Below are 20,447 nucleotides of genomic sequence, written 5' to 3' on the forward strand. Positions count from 1 at the left end.
GCGACACGAACAGCCCGGCGTGTGAGCCCTGCCACACGCCGGGTTCCGGAGGGAGCGCCGCCGGGTTCCGCGGGGACCGTCAGCCCACCGCGCGGGCGGCCGCGCGGCCCGCGGCGCGGCCCGAGAAGATGCAGCCGCCGAGGAAGGTGCCTTCGAGGGAGCGGTAGCCGTGGACGCCGCCGCCGCCGAATCCGGCGGCCTCGCCCGCCGCGTACACGCCCTCCAGGGGCTCGCCGGTGGCCGTCAGGACGCGGGAGTCGAGGTCGGTCTGCAGGCCGCCGAGGGACTTGCGGGTGAGGATGTTGAGCCGTACGGCGATGAGCGGGCCGGCCTTGGGGTCGAGGATGCGGTGCGGGGCCGCGGTGCGGATGAGCTTGTCGCCGAGGTACTTGCGGGCGCCCCGGATCGCGGTGACCTGGAGGTCCTTGGTGAAGGGGTTGGCGATCTCGCGGTCGCGGGCGGTGATCTCGCGGCGCAGGGCGGCCTCGTCGATCAGCGGTTCTCCGGTGAGCGCGTTCATGCCGCGGACCAGGGCGGAGAGGTCGTTCTCGACCACGAAGTCGACGCCCTTGTCCATGAACGCCCGGACGGGCGCGGGCACGTCGGCGCGGGCGCGGCCGAGGACGTCGCGGACGGACTTGCCGGTGAGGTCGGGGTTCTGTTCGGAGCCGGAGAGGGCGAACTCCTTGCCGATGATCCGCTTGTCGAGGACGAACCAGGTGTGGTCGTGGCCGGTCCGCATGATGTGTTCGAGGGTGCCCAGGGTGTCGAAGCCGGGGAAGAGCGGGACGGGCAGCCGCTTGCCGGTCGCGTCGAGCCAGAGGCTGGAGGGGCCGGGGAGGATGCGGATGCCGTGCCGGGCCCAGATGGGGTTCCAGTTCTCGATGCCCTCGGTGTAGTGCCACATCCGGTCGCGGTTGATGTGGTGGGCGCCGGCCTTCTCGGCGATGCCGAGCATCAGGCCGTCGACGTGGGCGGGGACGCCGGAGAGCAGCTTCGCGGGCGGGGTGCCGAGCCGGGCGGGCCACTGGGCGCGGACGAGGTCGTGGTTGCCGCCGATGCCGCCGGAGGTGACGATCACGGCCTGGGCGCGCAGCTCGAAGGCGCCGGTGGCCTCGCGGCCGCTCGCGGTGCCCCGCTCGGCGGTGGAGGGTGCCAGGATCTCGCCGCTGACGGTGTCGACGGCTCCGCCGGTGCGGCCGAGGGCGGTGACGCGGTGCCGGAAGCGGAGGTCGACCAGGCCGCGGGCGGCGCCTTCGCGGACCCGCCGCTCGAAGGGGGCGACGATGCCGGGGCCGGTGCCCCAGGTGATGTGGAAGCGGGGTACGGAGTTGCCGTGGCCGTTGGCGTCGTAGCCGCCGCGCTCGGCCCAGCCGACCACGGGGAAGAAGCGCACCCCGCGCGCGTGGAGCCAGGAACGCTTCTCGCCGGCGGCGAAGTCGACGTACGCCTCCGCCCACTTCCTCGGCCAGTGGTCCTCGGCGCGGTCGAAGCCGGCGGTGCCGTACCAGTCCTGGAGGGCCAGCTCCCGGCTGTCCTTGACGCGCATCCGGCGCTGCTCGGGCGAGTCGACGAGGAAGAGCCCGCCGAAGGACCAGTGAGCCTGGCCGCCGAGGGACTGCTCGGGCTCCTGGTCGAGGAGGATCACGGTGCGGCCGGCGTCGACCAGCTCGGCGGTGGCGACGAGACCGGCGAGGCCGGCCCCGATCACGATCACATCAGCGTCGTAGGACATGGACCGCATCTTGGATACACGGATGTATCGAGTCAACCGTTTCGCCTCGGCGGCCTGGCGCGGAGCCCTCTCCCGTTTTCTAATGTCGAGCATTAGTATGGTCGTATGGCAAGGACGTCAGGGCCCGAGACCCGGGACAAACTGATCCGAGCGGCCGAGGAACTCTTCGCCGCCCAGGGCGTCGACGGCGCACAGCTGCGGGACGTCGTGGCCCTCGCGGGACAGGCGAACCCCTCGGCCGTGCAGTACCACTTCGGTTCGCGCGCCGGACTCCTCGACGCGGTCATGGCCGGCCGCCAGGCCCGTACGGAACAGGTCCTCGCACCCCTCTACGAGCGGGCCGGCGACGACCTTCACGAGCTGGTCGCCGCCCTCGTCACCGCCGAGGCCAGCGAGCTGACCGGCGACCGGGGACGGCGCTGCCTGCGGATCTCCGCGCAGCTCAGCCACGAGAGCGGGGTCCGCACCCGCACCCCCCACCCCACGCTCGCCGGAACCGTCTACTGGCGCCTGATCGAGCGGATCGCCGGCCGGCTCGCCGCCGACGGACTCCCCGAACCGCTGCTCCTGGAGCGCCTCGACCTGGCGCTGACCGTGGTCGGCGCGGCGATGGCGGACCGCGCCCGGCAGTACCTGGAGGGCGTCGAGCCGCTCACCGGCGAGGCGCTCTTCCTCGCCGACCTGGTCGAGACGACCACCGCGCTTCTCCGGGCCGCACAGCCCCGGAGCGTCTGAAACACCCCGAAGGGACCTTTCATGAACGACCTCACCGGCAAGACCGTGCTCATCACCGGCGGCGCCCGGGGCCTCGGCGCCGAGGCCGCCCGCCAGGCCGTGGCCGCCGGCGCCAACGTCGTCGTCACCGACGTCCTGGACGAGGACGGCAAGGCGACCGCCGAGGCGCTCGGCGAGCGGGCCCGCTTCTTCCACCACGACGTGACGTCCGAGGAGGAGTGGGCGGCGGCCGTCGCGTACGCGGTGTCGGAGTTCGGCGCCCTGCACGGCCTGGTGAACAACGCGGGCATCTCCACCGGCGCGTTCCTGGAGACCGAGTCCGTCGAGCACTTCCGCAAGGTCCTCGACATCAACCTGACCGGTGTCTTCATCGGCATGAAGGCCGCCATCCCGGCCATGAAGGAGGCCGGCGGCGGCTCCATCGTCAACATCTCCTCGGCCGCCGGCCTGATGGGCCTCGCCCTCACCGCCGGCTACGGCGCCTCCAAGTGGGGCGTGCGCGGTCTGACGAAGATCGGCGCGGTCGAGCTCGGCACGTCGAAGATCCGCGTCAACTCCGTCCACCCGGGCATGACCTACACCCCGATGACCGCCTCCGTCGGCATCGAGCGCGGCGAGGGCAAGTACCCGAACACGCCCATGGGCCGGGTCGGCGAGGCCGACGAGATCGCGGGCGCGGTCGTCTTCCTGCTCTCCGACTCCGCCTCGTACGTCACCGGCGCCGAGCTGGCCGTCGACGGCGGCTGGACCACCGGCCCGACCGTCAAGTACGTCATGGGGCAGTGACCGTCCCGCCGCTCGGCCCGGCTGTTTGAATGACGGCATGAGTGCCGCTGAGGAGATTCTCGACGTCGTCGACGAGCAGGACCGGGTGGTCGGACAGGCCCCGCGCGGTGAGGTGTACGCGCGGGGCCTGATCCATCGCTGCGTCTTCATCCGCGTCCGGGACGCCGAGGGCCGGATGTTCGTGCACCGCAGGACGCCGACGAAGCTGGTCTTCCCCTCCCTGTACGACATGTTCGTCGGCGGGGTCGTCGGCGCCGGCGAGTCCTACGACGAGGCCGCGCTCCGCGAGGCCGAGGAGGAACTGGGCGTCACCGGGCTGCCCCGCCCCGAACCGGTGCTGAAGTTCCTGTACGACTCCGGCGGCGTGGCCGGCAAGTGGTGGTCCGCCGTCTACGACGTCCGCTGCGAGCTGCCGGTCGACCCGCAGGTCGAGGAGGTCGCCTGGCACGGCTTCCTGACCGACGACGAGGTCCGCGAACGGCTCGGCGGCTGGGAGTGGGTGCCTGACGGACTCGCCGCGTACGAGGAGCTGCGGGCGCGCGGCCGCTGAGGGCGATCCCGGCCCGATCGGCAGGCCCCCCCCACAGGGGCGGCCGGGCGGGGGGAACACCCGGCCGATAGGGTGCACGTGTGAGCGATTTCGTGCAGAACCTGCGGCTTTGGTTCGCTCCGCAGCGTGTCCGGGACGAGGGCGAGACCCCCGACTACCGCTTCTCCCTCGCCAACGAGCGGACCTTCCTCGCCTGGATCCGGACCGCGCTCGCGCTCGTCGGCGGCGGTTTCGCCGTCGACCAGTTCCTGCCCGACCTGCGCTGGGGCGTCCGCGTCGGGCTCGCCCTCGCCCTGCTCGCCGCGGGCGTGCTGTGCGCGCTGCGCGCGGTGAACCACTGGGTACGCTGCGAGCGGGCCATGCGGCGCGGCGAGGACCTTCCCGGCTCCCGCTTCCCGGCCGTCCTGAGCCTCGCGGTGGCCGGGGTCGCGCTCGCCATGGTGGTCCTCGTCGTCTTCGGCTGGGCCGGACGGTGACCTCGGCCGGCGAGGCCCGGGACCCCGGGCTCCAGCCGGAGCGGACCCGGCTCGCCTGGCGCCGTACGACCCTCTCCTGCACGGTCGTCGCGGTGCTCGCCGTGAAGCTGACCGTCAGCGACGAGGCCGGGGCGCGCGAGCTGACCGGAATGGCCCTGTCGGCCCTCGTCTGGGTCGGCTTCCTTGCCGTGTCCCACCGCCGGATCCGCTCCCTCGGCTCGGCCAGGCCGCTGCCGCTCTCCCCGCGCGGCGCGCTGCTCGCGACGGTGTGCACGATCGCGCTCGCGGTGTTCGGGGCGGCGCTGATCTGGTGAGGCGGCCGCCGAGGCCGTGCGGCGGGACCGAATCGCCTACCGGTGGGTCCGGTCGCATACTGACGGCGTACAGCAGGCGGCCGTGTGGGCCGAGCCGGGCTGTGTCCGTGGCCCGTGGTCGTACGGTCGCCGTCGTCGACGGCTCGCCAGGGACCACGACCATGACCACCACCAGACCGACCGACCGCATCCCGGGCTTCCAGGGCCAGCTCGTCGGGCCCGCCGACCCGGACTACGACACCGTCCGCCGGTGCTTCAACCGGGACCTCGACCAGCATCCGGCCCTGATCGCGCGCTGCACGGGCGCCGAGGACGTACGCGCCGCGCTCGCGTACGCCCGCGATCACAGCCTCGGGGTCGCGGTGCGGGGCGGCGGGCACGCCACCGCCGGCTTCGCGTCCTGCGAGGGCGGCCTCGTCGTCGACACCAGCCCCATGAAGGACGTCGAGATCGACGCGGAAGCCCGTACCGGCCGGTTCGGCGCCGGGCTCACCTGGGGCGAACTGGACGCGGCGACCGAGGAGTTCGGCCTCGCCGTGACCGGCGGCCGGGTCTCGGACACCGGGGTCGCCGGTCTGACCCTCGGCAGCGGCTCCGGCTGGCTGGAGCGGATGTACGGCCCGTCCGCCTGGAACCTGACCTCGGCACGCCTGGTGACCGCCGACGGGCGGTACGTCCACGCCGACCAGGAGGAGAACCCCGAGCTCTTCTGGGGCCTCCGGGGCGGCGGCGGCAACTTCGGCGTCGTCACCGAGTTCGGCTTCCGGCTCCACCCCGTCGGGCCGCTCCTGTACGCCGGCATGATCCTGCACCCGCGCTCGGCCGCCGGTCCGCTCGCCCGGTTCTACCGCGACTTCCTGGACCAGGCCCCCGACGAGGTCACCGGTGCCTTCGCCCTCCTGACCGCGCCGCCGGAGGACTTCGTACCGGAGGAGGCCCGGGGCGAGCCCGCCTGCGGAGTCATCGTCGCCTACGTCGGCGACCCCGCGCGGGGCGAGGAGATCCTGCGGCCGCTCGTCGAATGGGGCGACCCCTGGGTCCGGATGGTCCAGCCCATGCCGTACACCGCCGTGCAACGGATGCTGGACGACGCCACCCCGACCGGCGTCAGCGAGTACTTCAAGATCGACTACCTGCCCGAGCTGCCGGACGAGGCGATCGACACCGCCATCGCCCAGGCCGAGTCGATCACTTCGCCGATGACCCAGCTCATCTTCTGCCCGCTGGGCGGCGCGATGGACCGCGTCGACGGGGACGCCATGGCCCTCACCGTCCCCCCGACGAAGTGGGTCTACTTCTGCCTGGCCGTCTGGTGGGGCGACGAGGGCCGGCAGCACCACATCGACTGGGCCCGCGGCCTGCACGACGCGCTGCGGCCCTGGACCACCGGGACCTCCGTGCCCAACTTCATCCTGAGCGACGAGGGCAACCGGCTGCGCACCTCGTACGGCCCGGAGAAGTACGCGCGCCTGGTCGCGCTCAAGGACCGGTACGACCCCGGGAACGTCTTCGCGCGGAACCAGAACATCCCGCCGAGCGGGTGAGGTCCGCCCGCCGGCTCAGGCCGCCGGCTCAGGGAACGGTGACCACGACCTTGCCGTTGAGGCCGCCCTCGGCGTTGGCGCGCTGGGCGTCCGCCGCGCGCTCCAGCGGGAAGGTCCTGGCCACCCGCACGGTCAGGACGCCCTCGTCGACGAGGTCGGCGAGGACCGCGAGGTCGGCGGGGTCCGGGCGCACCCAGAAGTAGCTGCCGCCGAGGCCGAGCACCTCGCCGTCGGCGATCGAGGAGAGCCGGCCGCCCGGCGCGAGCAGGCCCGCGGAGAGCTTGAGGAACGGTCCCCCGATGGTGTCGAGGACGGCGTCGAGACCCAGCGGGGCGAGGGCGCGGACCTGCTCGGCGAAGGTCGCCTCGTCGTAGCGGACGGGTTCGGCGCCGAGCGCCGCGACCTGTTCGAGGCCCGCCTCCCGTGCCGCGCCGATGACCCGGCAGCCGATGTGCCGGGCGATCTGCACGGCCATCGAGCCCACTCCCCCGGCCGCCGCGTGCACCAGGACCGTGTCCCCCGGACCGGCCAGCAGGGCCCGGTGCAGCGCCTGGTAGGCGGTGAGGCCGACCAGCGGCAGCGCGGCGGCCTCCTCGAAGCCGACCGTGCGCGGTTTGCGGGCCAGGGTGCGGACCGGGGCGGCGACGTACTCGGCGAAGGTGCCCCGGGACAGGAGGTCCTCGCGGACGTACCCCATCACCTCGTCGCCCTCGGCGAACTCCGGGACGTACAGGCCGGTCCGCTCGACGACGCCGGACACGTCCCAGCCGGGGACGACCGGGAAGACCGCGTCCATCAGCCCGTCGAGGTATCCCGCCTGGGCTTTCCAGTCGACCGGGTTGACCGCGGCCGCCCGCACCTTCACCAGGACCCCGTCAGGACCGACCTTCGGATCGGGCCGCTCGCCGTACTCGAGCACCTCGGGACCGCCGTACCGGCTGTAGCTGATCGCCTTCATACCTCCGACCCTGGGCGGGGCCCCGGGCCGCCGCAACTCGGGGACACCGTGTGCGGGGCATCGGCGGAGCGGTCCGTTCCGACTTCCCCGGGGGCCGGGGCCGCTGGCACTCTTCCCCCTGTCCAGTCGGGCTCTCAACCGGGGGAATCCCTTGTCTGCCACCGATCCGTACGTCGTCCCGCTCGCACCCGGCGTCCACGCCTTCGTCCAGCCCGACGGCGGCTGGTGCCTCAACAACGCCGGCTTCCTCGGCGACGCCCGCGAGTCCCTCCTCGTCGACACCGCCGCCACCGAACGCCGGGCCCGCCTCCTCCGCGAAGCCGTCCTCGCCGAGGGGCTGCCCCTGCCGTCCACCATCGTCACCACCCACCACCACGGCGACCACACCTACGGCAACGGCGTCTTCCGTCCCGAGGCCCGCGTCATCGGCCACGAGAACTGCCGGGCCGAACAGCTCGCCGCCGGCCACCAGCTCCATCTCATCTGGCCCCAGACCGACTTCGGCCACGTCGACATCCACCCGCCGTCCCTCACCTACCGCGAGCGGATCACCCTCCACGTCGGCGACATCGAGGTCCGGGTCATCCACCCCGGCGCCGCCCACACCACCGGCGACTCCCTCGTCCACCTCCCCGCCCAGGGCATCGTCTTCACCGGCGACCTCGTCTTCCACGGCGGCACCCCCTTCCTCCCCATGGGCTCCCTCACCGGCTCGCTCCGCGCCCTCGCCCTCCTCCGCTCCCTCGACGCCCCCACCGTCGTCCCCGGCCACGGCCGCGTCACCGACCCCACCGTCTACGACGCCACCGAGCGCTACCTCCTCTTCGTCCAGGACCTCGCCGCCTCGGGTCACGCCAAGGGCGCCACCCCGCTGGAGACCGCGCGCGGCGCCTCGCTCGGCGAGTTCGCCGCCTGGCGCGAGAGCGAGCGGCTCGTCGCCAACCTCCACCGCGCCTACGCCGAACTCTCCGGGCTCCCCGAGGGGTCCCCCCTCGACCCCGTCACCGTCTTCGCCGACATGGCCGCCATGAACGGCGGAATGCCGGTGGCCTGCCACGCCTGAAGCGGCTCACCAACTGCCCTGGAGGAGCAGCAAGAACCCCGGGTCGGGGTTCGCCACGGTGGTCGCATTGGCCACCACGACCACCAGCGCACCCAGGGCCGGGACTGTCGGCAGCAGGCTGTACCACCGCCGCCCCCGGCGCCAGGCCACCACGGACAGGCCGATGAGGACGGCTGCCATGAGCCCGGACAGCACGCCCTTCACCAGGTGCCATCGCACGTACTCGTCGAGCATCACCTGCAGCGCGGGCGAGATCGGGCCGTGTGCGAGCTGGTTCCGGGCCTGGGCCAGGTCAGCGGTCAGTTCGGCGTTGGCGGGGTGGGACGCCAGACGCGGCAGCAGCGTGCCGAACGGCGACACGAACCCCTGGACGTTCAAGATCATCAGTGCCGCCGCCGCGAGCGCGAGCACCGCGAGCGGCAGTCGGAACCGCCGGAGCCGGACGGCCAGTGCCACCAGCACCACGAGCAGCGGCAGAGCTATCACCGCCCGTACCAGGTGATAGCCGAACTGTTGGTCGACAAGGTGCTGGAGGTCGGCCGGGAAGCCCCGGCCGCCGCCCGAGGACCAGTACGCGGTAAAGGCGCGCGGGAAGTCGTCGAACGGGCCGGGGAAGAACAGTGGCGGTGCCAGGAAGAACGCGACGGCCAGCAGAAGGGTCATGGCCAGGAGCCCGGCGTCACACCTCCGGGCGTGGGTGATGCTCAAAGGTGACTCCTCGTCGGATCGGCCGCACATCGCAGGTGGGCGGGCACGGTCCGCCCAAGCTAGGCGGCTGTCGGCAACCGCTGACAGCCCGCTGGACCTACTCCCGGGGTAGGTCTGGCACCACCGGCGGAAAGGTAGGGCTGGCCCTACCGCAGGACTCGCCCCAGCGTCCTGGCTCGGGCCGACCGGGTGCACCTAGCCTGGGGCCCATGACCTCGGCCGACACCCTGCTCAGGGCGATGATGAGACCCCGGTTCCTGGTCTCGGCGTGGCCATGGCGCGGGGCGGTGTACGCCGCAACGACGGCAGTGGTGTCGGGCCTTGTCTGGCTCGTGCTGAGCTGTCTGTCTGCTCCCCTGGTGCTGGCCGTGGCAGTACTCATGAACGAGGGGATCGACACGGGCTGGTATGCACTGGCCGCGATCGCGCTCGGTCTGCTCGGCGTGAGCCTCCTCGCGCTGGTGGGGCCGTGGCTGGCCCTTGCGGTGGCGGCCGTGGAGCGGTGGCGGTTGCGGCTGGCCGACGACGGGCCGGTCGTGTCGCGACCCAGCAACGGCGTCTACACCGATCCGGCTGCCTGGCGTGCGGTTGCGTACCTGCTGCTGCTGGCGGTGATCGCGCCGCTGTGGCTGGGGGTACTGGCGGTCGCCGGCCTGGTGGTGGTCTCCACACCGATTGCGGTGCATCATCAGCTGGCGGCCGCGGCACCGGTGGGCGGCGTGGTCGGGCGGGCCGCACTCGGGCTGCTGCTGCTCCAGGCGCTGCCGTACCTGACCGCGACGTTCAGTGGTGCGCATGCCGGGCTCGCCCGGTTGCTGCTGTGCGCCGAGCCGGACCCGGCTGTGGCCGAACTGGTCGAGGTGGCACGGTCGCGGACGCGGCTGGCGGACGCGTTCGACGCCGAGCGCCACCGGATCGAGCGAGACCTGCACGACATCGCTCAGCAGCGGTTGGTGAGCCTGACCATGCAACTCAGTGTGGCCAAGCTGGACCTGCCGGCGGACTCTCCGGCGAAGGCGCCGGTGGCCCTGGCGCACGACCACGCCATGGCGTTGATGGTCGAACTGCGGGATCTGATCCGGGGGATCAGTCCGCGAACGCTCCGTGAGCTGGGGCTGCGCGTCGCGATCGAGGAACTGGCCGCGGGCAGCCCGCTGGAGGTCGAGGTGGACGCCGACCCGGGTCGCTTCCCGCCAGGGGTGGAGACGGTTGCGTTCGCGGCGGTGTCGGAGGCACTGGCCAACGCGGTCAAGCACGGGGCCGCCGGCGGGGCCGCGGTGAGGGTCCGGCGTTCGGGCGGCATACTGACCGTGCAGGTGCGTGACGACGGACGCGGCGGGGCGGACCCGTCGGGAGGTACGGGCCTGACCGGTCTGGCCGACCGCACGGCGGCGGCCGGGGGCCGGCTGCTGATCTCCAGCCCGGTCGGTGGGCCGACGATCGTGCGGGTGGAGCTGCCGTGCACGTGGTGATCGCCGAAGACTCGGTCCTGCTCCGTGAGGGGCTGATCGGACTGCTGCCCCGGTTCGGTTTCGAGGTCCTGGCCGCGGTCGGTGACGCCGACGGGCTGGTGGAGGCGGTGCAGCGGACCAGGCCCCGCCTGGTGGTCACCGACGTACGCATGCCACCCGGATTCACCGACGAGGGCCTGCGCGCCGCAGTGGCGTTGCGCGACGCCGACCCCGGCTTGGCGGTGGTGGCGCTGAGCCAGTACGTGCAGCACAGCTACGCTGACGAACTGCTCGCTTCGGGCCAGGGACGGGCCGTTGGGTACCTGCTCAAAGACCGGGTGGGCGACATCGCCGAGTTCGCGGAGATGCTGCGGCGGGTGGCCGCCGGCGGTACGGTCGTCGACCCCGAGGTGGTGCGGCAGTTGATGCAGCGGCAGCGGGATCCGCTCCGTCACCTGTCGCCGCGGGAGCGTCAGGTGCTCGCGTTGATCGCCGAGGGGCATTCGAACGCGGCGATCGCCCACATCCTCACCCTGACCGAGGCAGGTGTGGGTAAACACATCGGCAGCCTGCTGGCCAAGCTGAACCTGCCGGTCAGTAACGACACCAACCGGCGTGTCCAGGCCGTTCTCACGTACCTGAGAGGTCGGCAATGAGCATGGAGCCGCAAGCCGGCTTCGACCGCGAGAAATGCAAGGCCGGACACGCCTTGGCTACCGGGCGTCACCACCGGTCCGGGGTGCGGAGGGGGGAGGTGTCGTCGCGGGTGCGGTAGGCGGCGGGGAGGGTGAGGTAGCGGTCGTGGAGGGCGGTGAGGGCGGGACGGTCGAGGTGGATGCCGAGTCCCGGGGTGTCGGGGACCCGGACGTGGCCGGCGTCGAAGTGGGGGCGGGGGGTGACGACGTCCTCGGTCTGCCAGGGGTAGTGCGTGTCGCAGGCGTGGTGGAGGTCGGGGAGGGTGGCCGCGACGTGGGTCATGGCGGCGAGGCTGATGCCCAGGTGGGTGTTGGAGTGCATGGAGAGGCCGATGCCGTACGTGCGGCAGAGCGCGGCCAGTTCGCGGGTGCGGTGGAGGCCGCCCCAGTAGTGGTGGTCGCAGAGGACGATCCGTACCGCTCCCTTCGCGAAGGCCTCGGGGACCTCGTCGAAGGTCGTGACGCACATGTTCGTGGCGAGCGGTACGTCCGTGCCGGCCGCGACCGCCGCCATCGCGTCCGTTCCGGTCGCCGGGTCCTCCAAGTACTCCAGGACGTCCTTCAGTTCACGCGCGACGGCGAGAGAGGTGCCGACGGACCAGGCGCCGTTGGGGTCGAGGCGGAGGGGGCGGCCCGGGAAGGCGTCGGCGAGGGCGCGGATCGCGGCGATCTCCTCCTCGGGCGGGAAGACGCCGCCCTTGAGCTTGAAGGAGCGGAAGCCGTGCAGGCGCTCGAAGCGGCGCGCCTGGGCGACGATGCCGGCGGGGTCGAGTGCCGCGCCCCAGTCGTCGGCCGGCGGGTCGACGCCCGCGTGGGCGCTCGGATGCTCCGCCCACCGGTAGAAGAGGTACGCGCTGTACTCCACCGAGTCGCGCACCTTGCCACCGAGGAGGGCGTGGACGGGCAGGCCGACCGTTTTGCCCAGGGCGTCCAGGAAGGCCGTCTCGAAGGCGGAGACGACGGAGAGGCGGAGCTTCTCGGCGGTGTGGACGCCACGGAGGCCGGGGGCGTCGACGCCGGCCGAGGCAGGCGGAGGGGGTGTGGGGAGGTGCTGGGCGAGGGTGAAGAGGGTGTTCATGTGGGTGACCGGGTGGCCGGGGAGGGACGCGGCGAGGGAGCGGGCGAGGTCGAGGTAGACGGGGTCGCCGTAGGTTTCGCCGAGGCCGGTCTCGCCTCCTCTGGTGAGGACTTCGATCACCAGGCGTGGGGTGTAGGGCTGGTGGACGCCCTGGGTGTTGAGGAGGGGCGGGTCGGAGATGAGGATCGGGGTGACGCGGACTTCGTCGATGATCAGCTTCGGATCGGATCCCATATGTGAATCGTATTCACGGATGGGGCGGGAGGGATAGAGGGGCGAGGTGATTGCCCACACCCCTCTGGACGACATACCGACTGGTCGGTCATCATGAACGCCGATCGAAGCCGACCCGGAGGTACCCACCGATGAGCTCCGCCCCGCTGCCAGGACTGGACCCCGAAGAGCTGCGCCGCTTCCTCGACCGCGAGCGGCCCGGCCTGGTGACCGGGCCGCTCGACGGCCGGCTGATCGAGGGAGGGCGGTCGAACCTGACGTACGTGGTGAGCGACGGGACCGGGCGCTGGGTGGTGCGGAGGCCGCCGTTGGGGCACGTGCTCGCGACCGCACACGACATGCGCCGGGAGCACCGGGTGATCAGCGCGCTGTCCGGGACCGGGGTGCCGGTGCCCGGGACGGTGCTGCTGTGCGAGGACGAGGCCGTGCTCGGGGCGCCGTTCTACGTCATGGAGTTCGTGGAGGGGAAGCCGTACCGCTCGGCGGACGAGCTCGCCCCCCTGGGGGCCGAGCGGACCCGGGCGGCCGTCATGGGGCTGGTCGACACGCTGGTGGAGCTGCACGCGGTCGATCCGGAGGCCGTGGGTCTCGGGGACTTCGGGCGGCCCGAGGGGTTCCTGGACCGGCAGCTGCGGCGGTGGGGGAAGCAGCTGGACGCCTCGCGGGGGCGGGAGCTGGCCGGGATCGACGAGTTGCACGCGGCGCTCGGACGCTCGCTGCCGGAGTCGCCGGCGCCGACGGTGATCCACGGGGACTACCGCCTCGACAACGTCCTGATCGGCGAGGACGACCGCATCAAGGCGGTCCTGGACTGGGAGATGTCCACCCTCGGGGACCCGCTGACCGATCTAGGGCTGCTGGCGATGTACAGCACGCCGCTCGACCTGCCGGACTCGCCGATCTCCACGACCGCGACGGCACCAGGGCATCCGGGCGTCGCCGAGCTGGTCGAGCGCTACGCGGTCCGTTCGGGGCGCGACACCTCGGCCCTCGCCTGGTACACGGCCTTCGCCTGGTTCAAGCTGGCCGTGATCCTGGAGGGCATCCACTACCGCTTCACCCTGGGGCAGACGGTCGGCGCGGGTTTCGACCGCATCGGCGAACTCGTCCCGGTCTTCATCGAGCACGGCCTCACGACCCTTCAGGAAGGCTGATCCGTCATGGACTTCGCGTACGACGCACGCACCGAGGAGCTGCGGGCCAGGCTGCTCGCCTTCATGGACGAGCACGTGTACCCGGCGGAGGCGGTCGCCGAGGAGCAGCGCGCCGGGCTCGCCTCGCCGTGGGAGAACCCGCCGGTGGTCGAGGAGCTCAAGGCGGAGGCCAAGCGGCAGGGGCTGTGGAACCTCTTCCTGCCGGACGCGGAGTACGGGGCGGGGCTGACGAACCTCCAGTACGCGCCGCTCGCCGAGATCACCGGCCGCAGCCCGCACCTCGCCCCGACCGCGCTCAACTGCGCGGCGCCCGACACCGGGAACATGGAGCTGCTCGCCCAGTTCGGCGACGAGGCGCAGAAGAAGCAGTGGCTGGAGCCGCTGCTCGCGGGCGAGATCCGCTCGGCGTTCGCGATGACGGAGCCGGAGGTGGCCTCCTCGGACGCCACCAACATCGAGACCCGCATCCGGCGGGACGGCGACCAGTACGTGGTCGACGGACGGAAGTGGTACATCTCCGGGGCCATGAACCCGGACTGCCGGATCTTCATCGTCATGGGCAAGACGGACCCGGACGGCTCCGACCCCCGCCGCCAGCAGTCGATGATCCTGGTGCCCCGGGACACCCCCGGCGTCCGGGTGCGGCGGGCGATGCGGGTGTACGGGTACGAGGACCACTCCCACGGCGGCCACGCCGAGGTGCTGTTCGAGAACGTCCGCGTGCCGGCCGCGCACCTCATCGGCGAGGAGGGCGGCGGTTTCGCCATCGCCCAGGCCCGGCTCGGCCCCGGCCGCATCCACCACTGCATGCGCCTGATCGGCATGGCGGAGCGGGCCGTCGAGCTGATGTGCCGCCGCGCCGTCTCCCGTACGGCCTTCGGCAAGGCGCTCGCGCAGCAGGGCGTGGTGCAGAACTGGATCGCGGACGCCCGGGTCACGATCGAGCAGCTGCGGCTGCTCGTCCTCAAGACGGCCTGGCTCATGGACACCGTCGGCAACCGGGGTGCCCACACGGAGATCCAGGCCATCAAGATCGCGACCCCGCGCGCGGTGGTCGACATCATCGACAAGGCCGTTCAGGCGCACGGCGCCGGTGGCGTCTCCCAGGACTTCCCGCTCGCCGAGCTCTGGGCGGCGGCGCGGACCCTGAAGCTCGCGGACGGGCCCGACGAGGTGCACCAGCGCTCGCTGGCGCGCCGGGAGCTGAAGAAGTACCTGTAGGGCCGCGCCGGCGGCGGGTCAGGGGCGGAGGGCGCGGAGGAGGAGGTCGGCGAGGTGTCCGGCGACCTCCTCGGGGGTGAGCGGGCCGTCGGGGCGGTACCAGGTGGAGAGGTGGTGCACCGAGCCGAAGTGGTAGTCGACGACCAGGTCGGCGGGGGTCGCCGAGGAGAAGACGCCGGAGCGCTGGCCCTCTTCGACCAGGGCGCGGAACCGCTCGTGGTAGCGGCGGCGTTCGGCGCGGACCTGCTTGTTCTTCTCCGGGCTGAGGTGGTGCATGGACCGGAAGAAGATGGCGGCGTCGTCGAGGTTCTCGATGGTGGTGACGACGACGTCGGCGGCGGCGGAGCGCAGCCGGTCCTCGATGGGGGCGTCGGCGTCGGCGAAGGCGTCGAGCCGCTCCTGCTGGAGGCGCAGGACCCGGGAGTAGACCTCCTGGAGGAGGTCCTCCTTGGAACCGAAGTAGTGGTAGAGCGCGCCCTTGGTGACCCCGGCGGCCTCGACGATCTCCTGGACGGAGGTGCGGTCGTAGCCCTGCTCGGCGAAGAGCCGGGTGGCGGCGGCGAGCAGCCTCTGGGGGACGGGCGCACCGCTCTCGTCCGTCGTCCTGGCCATGCTCCGCCGCCTTCCTTCGCGATCGCCCGTGGTCATCCGTGGTCGCCCCGGGCCGGGGAACGCCGTTCCCCTCCGTAGATCTTCCCATCCGCCGGGGCGGTCACCTGCGGGTGCCCGTCTCCCAGGTCCGCTGGACGTGGTTCATGGTGCCGAGCCAGCGCTCCGGGTCGGTGGCGCGGTTGCGGTAGTAGCCGGCGACCTCGGGGTGGGGCAGGACGAGGAAGCGGTCGGCGGCGATGGCGTCGAGGAGGGCGTCGGCGACGTCCTCCGGCTCGATGGCGGTGGGCGCGAGGACGAGCTCGCCGGCCGTTCCCGCGGCGGTCAGCATGTCCGTACGGACGCCCTGCGGGCAGATGGCGTGGACGTGCAGGCCGCGGTGGCGGTAGGTGAGGGAGAGCCATTCGGCGAAGGCGTACGCGCCGTGCTTGGAGACGCTGTACGGCGCCGCGCCGATCATGGTGAGCAGTCCGGCGGCGGACACGGTGGAGACGAACCGGCCGCTGCCGCGCTCCAGCCACTCCGGGAGGAGGGCGCGGGCGGCGCGGACGTGGGCCATGACGTTGACGTCCCAGGCGGCGGCCCAGACCTCCTCGTCGGCGAAGGCGTCGCCGGGCGAGGAGAGGCCGGCGTTGGCGCACCACACGTCGACGGTGCCGTCGAGGGCCTCCCTGGCCTCGTCGACGACGGCGGAGGCGTCGCCGGGGACGGCGACGGCGCCGATCTCCTCGGCGACGGCCTTGGCGCGGACGGGGTCGAGGTCGTTCACGACGACCCTGGCGCCTTCGGCGGCGAAGCGGCGGGCCAGGGCGGCTCCGATGCCGCCGCCGGCTCCGGTGACGACGACTCCGGCGCCCCGGAGCTCGTCGGCCGCCGTGCGCGCGTCCGCGTTCGTTTCGCTGCCCTCGGTCATGGGCCCACCTCTCGGCTGTGGATTCCCGGACAGACTAACCAGTCGGTATGGAGTGGCGGAAGACCCGTTCTGCACGCCTCGTTCCCCGGCGCGGTCAGGAGCGCTAGCGTGCGTGCTCATGTCACCCCGAGGAGGTTCCATGGGTCTGTCGCGACGGAGTCTGCTGGCCGCCGGAGGGGCCCTCGGCGCCGTGGCGGCGTCCGCCCCCGCCGCGTGGGCCGGCGCCCCGGCGGGCCACGGCCGGGTCCGCACCGGCTTCGAGCGGCTCGCGGCGGACGGCTACGCCCCGCTGGCCGGCGAGCGGGTCGGGATCGTCACCAACCCGACCGGGATCACCCGGGACGCCCGGCACGTCGTCGACGTGATGGCCGCCGACGAGCGGGTCGACCTGGTCGCCGTCTTCGGCCCCGAACACGGCTTCCGCGGTACCGCGCAGGCCGGCGGCTCCGAAGGACGGTACGACGACCTGGCCACCGGACTGCCCGTCTACGACACGTACCTGAAGAGCGGGCAGCCGCTGGCCGACGTCTTCACCGCCTCCGGCGTCGACACCGTCGTCTTCGACATCCAGGACGTCGGCGCGCGCTTCTACACGTACATCTGGACGCTGTACGACTGCATGGCGGCCGCCGCGCTCGCCGGGAAGCGGTTCGTGGTCCTGGACCGGCCGAACCCGGTGACCGGGCGCGCGGCCCTCGGGCCCGTCCTCGACCGGGCGTTCGCCACCTTCGTGGGGCGCGAGCCGATCGCGCAGGCGCACGGCATGACGGTGGCCGAGCTGGCCCTGCTGTTCAACGGCGAGTTCCTGGCGACGCCGGTGCCGCTGGAGACCGTACGGATGACGGGGTGGCGGCGCGCGGAGTTCTTCGACGCGACCGGACTGCCCTGGGTGCCGCCGAGCCCCAACATGCCGACGCCGGACACCGCGCTCGTCTACTCCGGCACCTGCCTCTTCGAGGGGACGAACCTGTCCGAGGGCCGGGGCACCACCCGCCCCTTCGAACTCCTCGGCGCGGAAGGCGTCGACCGCCGCTGGGCGGAGGCCGCCGACGCCCTCGGCCTGCCCGGCGTCCGCTTCCGCGAGGCGTACTTCGCGCCGACCTTCTCCAAGTTCCAGGGCAAGACCGTCGGCGGGGTCCAGCTGCACGTCCACGACCGCGCGTCCTTCGACCCGGTACGGACCGGCGTCGGGCTCCTCGTCACCGCCCGCGCCTCCTGGGCGGGCTTCGCCTGGCGCCCGGACCACTGGATCGACAAGCTGACCGGCTCGACGCGGGTACGGACCCTGATCGACGCGGGCGCGGGCGTCGACGAGGTCGTCGGCGTGTGGGCGGCGGACCTGGCGGCCTTCCGGGCGGTGCGCGAGGAATACCTGCTGTACCGCTGACGCGCGACGTCTGGACGGGGCTCCGCGCGGGCATGCTGGCCGTGGAGCCGCCGCCCGCGCACGCGCGCGCCCACGGCATGGCGGCCCGCCTCGACGTGGAGGGACGGTCGGGCCGTGACCGGGATGAGTGTGGAACCGTACCGGGAAATCACCTTCGACAAGGACGGCGAAGGGCCCGCGGGACAGTCCGCGTCCCTCGCCGCGCTGGCCCGGCAAGGGCTCACCGACCTGGTGGTGTTCGCGCACGGGTGGAACAACTCCCCGTCCGGCGCCACCCGCCTCTGCTCGGACTTCCTCGCCCCCTTCCCCGGCCTCCTCGCCCCCGGCGTCGAGGCCGGCTACGCGGGCCTGATCTGGCCCTCGATGCTCTTCTCCGGCGAGCCCGTGCCCGACTACCGGGCCCTGGTGACGGTCCTCCCGGAGAAGGAACCGGTCATCGGCCGCCTCACCGAACTCCTCGCCTCCGCCCCGGCCGACGAGGCCGCCTTCGCCGAGTTCGGCGCCCTGCTCCGCGACCTTGCGGACGTCCCCGACCCGTCCCCGCCGTCCGCCACCGGCGCGCGCGGGACGGTGCCGGAGTTCCTGGTCGCCGATCCGGTGGAGGTGTGCGCGGCGTTCACGGAGGCGCTGGAGAGCGAGGGTTCCCTTGAGGGAGCCGGTTCCGCCGAGGGGTTCGGCGAGGGGCTCAAGCGGTACTGGAAGGGCGGCCGGGAGGCGCTGCGGCAGGCGACGTACTACGTGATGAAGAAGCGGGCCGGACACGTCGGCGAGCACGGGCTCGGCCCGCTGCTCGGCGAGGTCGCCCGCGCCGCCCCCGGTCTCCGCGTCCATCTGGTGGGGCACAGCATGGGCGCCCGGCTGGTGGCGTACGCGCTGCGGGGCCTGCCCGCCGGGGCCCGGCCCGTCGCCTCCGTGACCCTCCTTCAAGGCGCCTTCTCGCACTACGCCTTCGCGTCCCGGCTGCCGCACGACGCCCGCCGGTCCGGCTCGCTGCGGGACGCGCAGTACCGGGTGCGGGGCCCGGTGGTGGCCTGCTACTCGCGGCACGACTCGGCGCTCGGCACGATGTACCCGCTGGCGTCCCGGCTGGCGGGCGACTCCTCGTCGTTCCGCGGGCCCCAGACCGCGCTGCTCGGCGGGGACGACCCGCGGTGGCAGGCGATCGGGCACGACGGGGTGCGGGCGGTGCCGGGGACGGCGGAACTGACCCTGGAGGCGGTCCTCCGCGACGGCGTGCCGCCGGTCGGCTGTGTGAGCGTCGACGCGGCGGCGGTGGTCCGCTCGCACAGCGACATCATCCGCCCTGAGCTGGCCCGGGTGGTGGTGTCGGCGTCCGGAACGGGCCGGGTCCCGCCCCGCTGATGGAAGCCATCCGTATTTCGATGGAACATCGCGGCCCGCTCGTTCGTCCCTCTGATATCGCGGAAGGTCCAGCGGCGGAGGTGGCGGGAGATGGCCGGTTTCCGGAGTCTCGCGAGACAGGTGCGTGATCCGGGGTGCGACACGGCACTGCGCAGGTACTCCCTGCGCAAGTGCCTGGAGAGGTTCGCGCCGTACGGGCACCGGGCGACCTGGGACCATCTGTGCAACAGGCACAGATTCGGGCCCGAGGACCGGGAGCTCGACCCGGGGCGGCTGGTGGCCGCCCTCGACGAGCTGGAGGAGGCGCGGGCCGTGTGGCTCGCGTACGAGGAGGAGTTCGCCGCCCGGCGGCGGCGCGAGAAGCACGAGGGCCTGCGCGGGCTCGGCGCCCTCGACGACTGGCACCGCCGCGTCTGGGGCGGGAACGGCGTCGTCCGCTGCGGCGATCCGGCCGTCCACCCCTCGGACCCGCTCCCCGACGTGCTCCGGCGGCTCATCACCGCCCTGGAGAACGGACCGGGCGACGCCTGCCCGGTCTGCTCCGGGCCCCGCATCGAATGGGCTGGCCCCGACGACACGTACGAACCCTGGCTCGGCCCCGTCTGCGGCGACTGCGGCGTCGGCGTCCCCCGTACCGTCCTCACGTCGAGCGCCCTGGCCAAGGCCCGCGGCGACCGCCGCCACCCGCTCGCCTCGGCGGCGTGAGACTCCAGGTCTGCCTCAACGGGGCCCGCGGGCCCGGTGATTCGGCGGCCGTCCCGATGTCCCCCGCGTCCCTCGCCGCGTCCGCCGCCTCCGCGGTGGCCGCGGGCGCCCACGAGGTCCGCGCCCACCCCCGCACGCCCTGCGGCGGCACCTCGCTGTCGCCCCGCGTGCTCACGCCTCTCCTGACGTCCCTTCGGACGGCGCTGGGGGCGGGTCGCGCCGGACCGGAGCCCGGCACGGGTGCGCCGGCGGGCGGGACCGTACGGGTCGCGACGGCTCTGGCCGCCGAGCCCGACAGGGAACGCCGCCTGGAGCGGATCGGGTCCTGGACGCTCCTCCCCGACCTCGTCTCGGTCGACTGGCACGAACCGGACGCCGAGCGGCTCGCGGCGGCGCTCCTCGGGCGCGGTGTCGGTGTCGAGGCGGCCCTCCGGTCCGGCACGGACGGCCCGGCCCGCTTCGCCCGCTCCCCGCTGGCCCGCCGGGTCGTACGCGTACGGGCGCGGGCGCACCCCCCGACGGCCGCCGACGCCGTGACCTCGGCCCTGGAACTGCTCGCCGAGATCGAGCCCCCGCCCGGGGTGCCGCTTCTGCTGCACGGCGTGGACGGCGGCGCGTGGCCGGTGCTGCGCCTGGCCCGGCGCCTCGGTCTCCACGGCCGGATCGGCCTGGAGGACACGCTGTGTCTGCCGGACGGCAGGCCGGCGCGCTCGAACGCCGAGCTGGTGGCGACGGCCAGAGGGTGGTGAGGGCCCGAGGGTGGTGAGGG

The 20,447-nt window shown here is 73.1% G+C and carries 21 protein-coding genes; 15 read left to right on the forward strand and 6 right to left on the reverse strand.

Annotation, left to right across the window (positions count from 1 at the left end; all coding sequences use genetic code 11):
- Positions 1 to 79: 79 nt before the first annotated feature.
- Positions 80 to 1,735 carry an FAD-binding dehydrogenase gene (locus ACZ7G1_RS24140; RefSeq protein WP_470875633.1) on the reverse strand — a complete coding sequence of 552 codons (1,656 nt, stop codon included), beginning with the start codon at positions 1,733 to 1,735 and terminating at the stop codon, positions 80 to 82.
- 105 nt (positions 1,736 to 1,840) lie between these two features.
- Between ACZ7G1_RS24140 and ACZ7G1_RS24145 the strand changes: the two genes are divergently transcribed.
- From ACZ7G1_RS24145 to ACZ7G1_RS24170, 6 genes are all read left to right on the forward strand, one after another.
- The gene (locus ACZ7G1_RS24145) at positions 1,841 to 2,470 is read left to right on the forward strand and encodes a TetR/AcrR family transcriptional regulator (protein ID WP_470875631.1); all 630 of its coding nucleotides are present in this window, start codon (positions 1,841 to 1,843) and stop codon (positions 2,468 to 2,470) included.
- Positions 2,471 to 2,491: 21 nt separating this feature from the next.
- Positions 2,492 to 3,256, forward strand: coding sequence for a glucose 1-dehydrogenase (locus ACZ7G1_RS24150; protein ID WP_470875629.1), 765 nt, complete (start codon positions 2,492 to 2,494; stop codon positions 3,254 to 3,256).
- A gap of 37 nt (positions 3,257 to 3,293) precedes the next feature.
- Positions 3,294 to 3,806, forward strand: coding sequence for an NUDIX domain-containing protein (locus ACZ7G1_RS24155; protein WP_470875628.1), 513 nt, complete (start codon positions 3,294 to 3,296; stop codon positions 3,804 to 3,806).
- Between the two features lie 80 nt (positions 3,807 to 3,886).
- Positions 3,887 to 4,282: a YidH family protein gene (locus ACZ7G1_RS24160; RefSeq protein ID WP_470875627.1), complete on the forward strand. Its 396-nt coding sequence runs from the start codon at positions 3,887 to 3,889 to the stop codon at positions 4,280 to 4,282.
- Entirely contained in the window at positions 4,279 to 4,596 is a 318-nt protein-coding gene (locus ACZ7G1_RS24165; RefSeq protein ID WP_470875626.1) for a DUF202 domain-containing protein, read from the forward strand. Before ACZ7G1_RS24160 ends, ACZ7G1_RS24165 begins: the two co-directional genes overlap by 4 nt.
- A gap of 161 nt (positions 4,597 to 4,757) precedes the next feature.
- Positions 4,758 to 6,140 carry an FAD-binding oxidoreductase gene (locus tag ACZ7G1_RS24170; RefSeq protein WP_470875624.1) on the forward strand — a complete coding sequence of 461 codons (1,383 nt, stop codon included), beginning with the start codon at positions 4,758 to 4,760 and terminating at the stop codon, positions 6,138 to 6,140.
- A gap of 28 nt (positions 6,141 to 6,168) precedes the next feature.
- Here ACZ7G1_RS24170 and ACZ7G1_RS24175 read toward each other — a convergent pair whose 3' ends face one another.
- Positions 6,169 to 7,098, reverse strand: a complete 930-nt coding sequence (locus ACZ7G1_RS24175; RefSeq protein ID WP_470875622.1) for an NADP-dependent oxidoreductase — start codon at positions 7,096 to 7,098, stop codon at positions 6,169 to 6,171.
- A gap of 151 nt (positions 7,099 to 7,249) precedes the next feature.
- On the opposite strand from ACZ7G1_RS24175, the gene ACZ7G1_RS24180 reads away from it, so the two are divergent.
- Positions 7,250 to 8,161 carry an MBL fold metallo-hydrolase gene (locus tag ACZ7G1_RS24180; protein ID WP_470875621.1) on the forward strand — a complete coding sequence of 304 codons (912 nt, stop codon included), beginning with the start codon at positions 7,250 to 7,252 and terminating at the stop codon, positions 8,159 to 8,161.
- 6 nt (positions 8,162 to 8,167) lie between these two features.
- On the opposite strand, the gene ACZ7G1_RS24185 is transcribed toward ACZ7G1_RS24180, so the two are convergent.
- Positions 8,168 to 8,869 (reverse strand): hypothetical protein, encoded by a 702-nt coding sequence (locus ACZ7G1_RS24185; RefSeq protein ID WP_470875619.1) that lies wholly within the window; start codon positions 8,867 to 8,869, stop codon positions 8,168 to 8,170.
- 209 nt (positions 8,870 to 9,078) lie between these two features.
- Between ACZ7G1_RS24185 and ACZ7G1_RS24190 the strand changes: the two genes are divergently transcribed.
- Positions 9,079 to 10,341 carry a sensor histidine kinase gene (locus ACZ7G1_RS24190; protein WP_470875617.1) on the forward strand — a complete coding sequence of 421 codons (1,263 nt, stop codon included), beginning with the start codon at positions 9,079 to 9,081 and terminating at the stop codon, positions 10,339 to 10,341.
- Positions 10,338 to 10,976, forward strand: a complete 639-nt coding sequence (locus tag ACZ7G1_RS24195) for a LuxR C-terminal-related transcriptional regulator (protein ID WP_470875844.1) — start codon at positions 10,338 to 10,340, stop codon at positions 10,974 to 10,976. The genes ACZ7G1_RS24190 and ACZ7G1_RS24195 overlap by 4 nt, the downstream gene beginning before the upstream one ends.
- 67 nt (positions 10,977 to 11,043) lie before the next feature.
- Here ACZ7G1_RS24195 and ACZ7G1_RS24200 read toward each other — a convergent pair whose 3' ends face one another.
- On the reverse strand, positions 11,044 to 12,327 hold the full coding sequence (locus ACZ7G1_RS24200) for an enolase C-terminal domain-like protein (RefSeq protein WP_470875615.1): 1,284 nt from the start codon (positions 12,325 to 12,327) through the stop codon (positions 11,044 to 11,046).
- Between the two features lie 131 nt (positions 12,328 to 12,458).
- Between ACZ7G1_RS24200 and ACZ7G1_RS24205 the strand changes: the two genes are divergently transcribed.
- Together ACZ7G1_RS24205 and ACZ7G1_RS24210 are read left to right on the forward strand one after the other, a co-directional pair.
- Positions 12,459 to 13,481, forward strand: a complete 1,023-nt coding sequence (locus ACZ7G1_RS24205; RefSeq protein ID WP_470875613.1) for a phosphotransferase — start codon at positions 12,459 to 12,461, stop codon at positions 13,479 to 13,481.
- A gap of 6 nt (positions 13,482 to 13,487) precedes the next feature.
- A complete protein-coding gene (locus tag ACZ7G1_RS24210; protein ID WP_470875611.1) occupies positions 13,488 to 14,702 on the forward strand; it encodes an acyl-CoA dehydrogenase family protein in 1,215 nt (404 codons plus the stop codon).
- A gap of 18 nt (positions 14,703 to 14,720) precedes the next feature.
- On the opposite strand, the gene ACZ7G1_RS24215 is transcribed toward ACZ7G1_RS24210, so the two are convergent.
- Positions 14,721 to 15,314, reverse strand: coding sequence for a TetR/AcrR family transcriptional regulator (locus ACZ7G1_RS24215; protein WP_470875609.1), 594 nt, complete (start codon positions 15,312 to 15,314; stop codon positions 14,721 to 14,723).
- A gap of 100 nt (positions 15,315 to 15,414) precedes the next feature.
- Positions 15,415 to 16,224 (reverse strand): SDR family oxidoreductase, encoded by an 810-nt coding sequence (locus tag ACZ7G1_RS24220; RefSeq protein ID WP_470875608.1) that lies wholly within the window; start codon positions 16,222 to 16,224, stop codon positions 15,415 to 15,417.
- A 139-nt stretch (positions 16,225 to 16,363) separates the two neighbouring features.
- On the opposite strand from ACZ7G1_RS24220, the gene ACZ7G1_RS24225 reads away from it, so the two are divergent.
- The 4 genes from ACZ7G1_RS24225 to ACZ7G1_RS24240 all read left to right on the forward strand — a co-directional run bounded on the left by ACZ7G1_RS24225 (position 16,364) and on the right by ACZ7G1_RS24240 (position 20,427).
- On the forward strand, positions 16,364 to 17,611 hold the full coding sequence (locus ACZ7G1_RS24225) for an exo-beta-N-acetylmuramidase NamZ family protein (protein ID WP_470875607.1): 1,248 nt from the start codon (positions 16,364 to 16,366) through the stop codon (positions 17,609 to 17,611).
- Between the two features lie 123 nt (positions 17,612 to 17,734).
- The gene (locus ACZ7G1_RS24230) at positions 17,735 to 18,973 is read left to right on the forward strand and encodes a serine-threonine protein kinase (protein WP_470875605.1); all 1,239 of its coding nucleotides are present in this window, start codon (positions 17,735 to 17,737) and stop codon (positions 18,971 to 18,973) included.
- A gap of 90 nt (positions 18,974 to 19,063) precedes the next feature.
- The gene (locus tag ACZ7G1_RS24235) at positions 19,064 to 19,678 is read left to right on the forward strand and encodes a hypothetical protein (RefSeq protein WP_470875603.1); all 615 of its coding nucleotides are present in this window, start codon (positions 19,064 to 19,066) and stop codon (positions 19,676 to 19,678) included.
- Positions 19,675 to 20,427 carry a 3-keto-5-aminohexanoate cleavage protein gene (locus ACZ7G1_RS24240; protein ID WP_470875601.1) on the forward strand — a complete coding sequence of 251 codons (753 nt, stop codon included), beginning with the start codon at positions 19,675 to 19,677 and terminating at the stop codon, positions 20,425 to 20,427. The genes ACZ7G1_RS24235 and ACZ7G1_RS24240 overlap by 4 nt, the downstream gene beginning before the upstream one ends.
- Positions 20,428 to 20,447 lie beyond the last annotated feature (20 nt).

This window comes from Streptomyces sp. NPDC037273 (genome assembly GCF_055603625.1).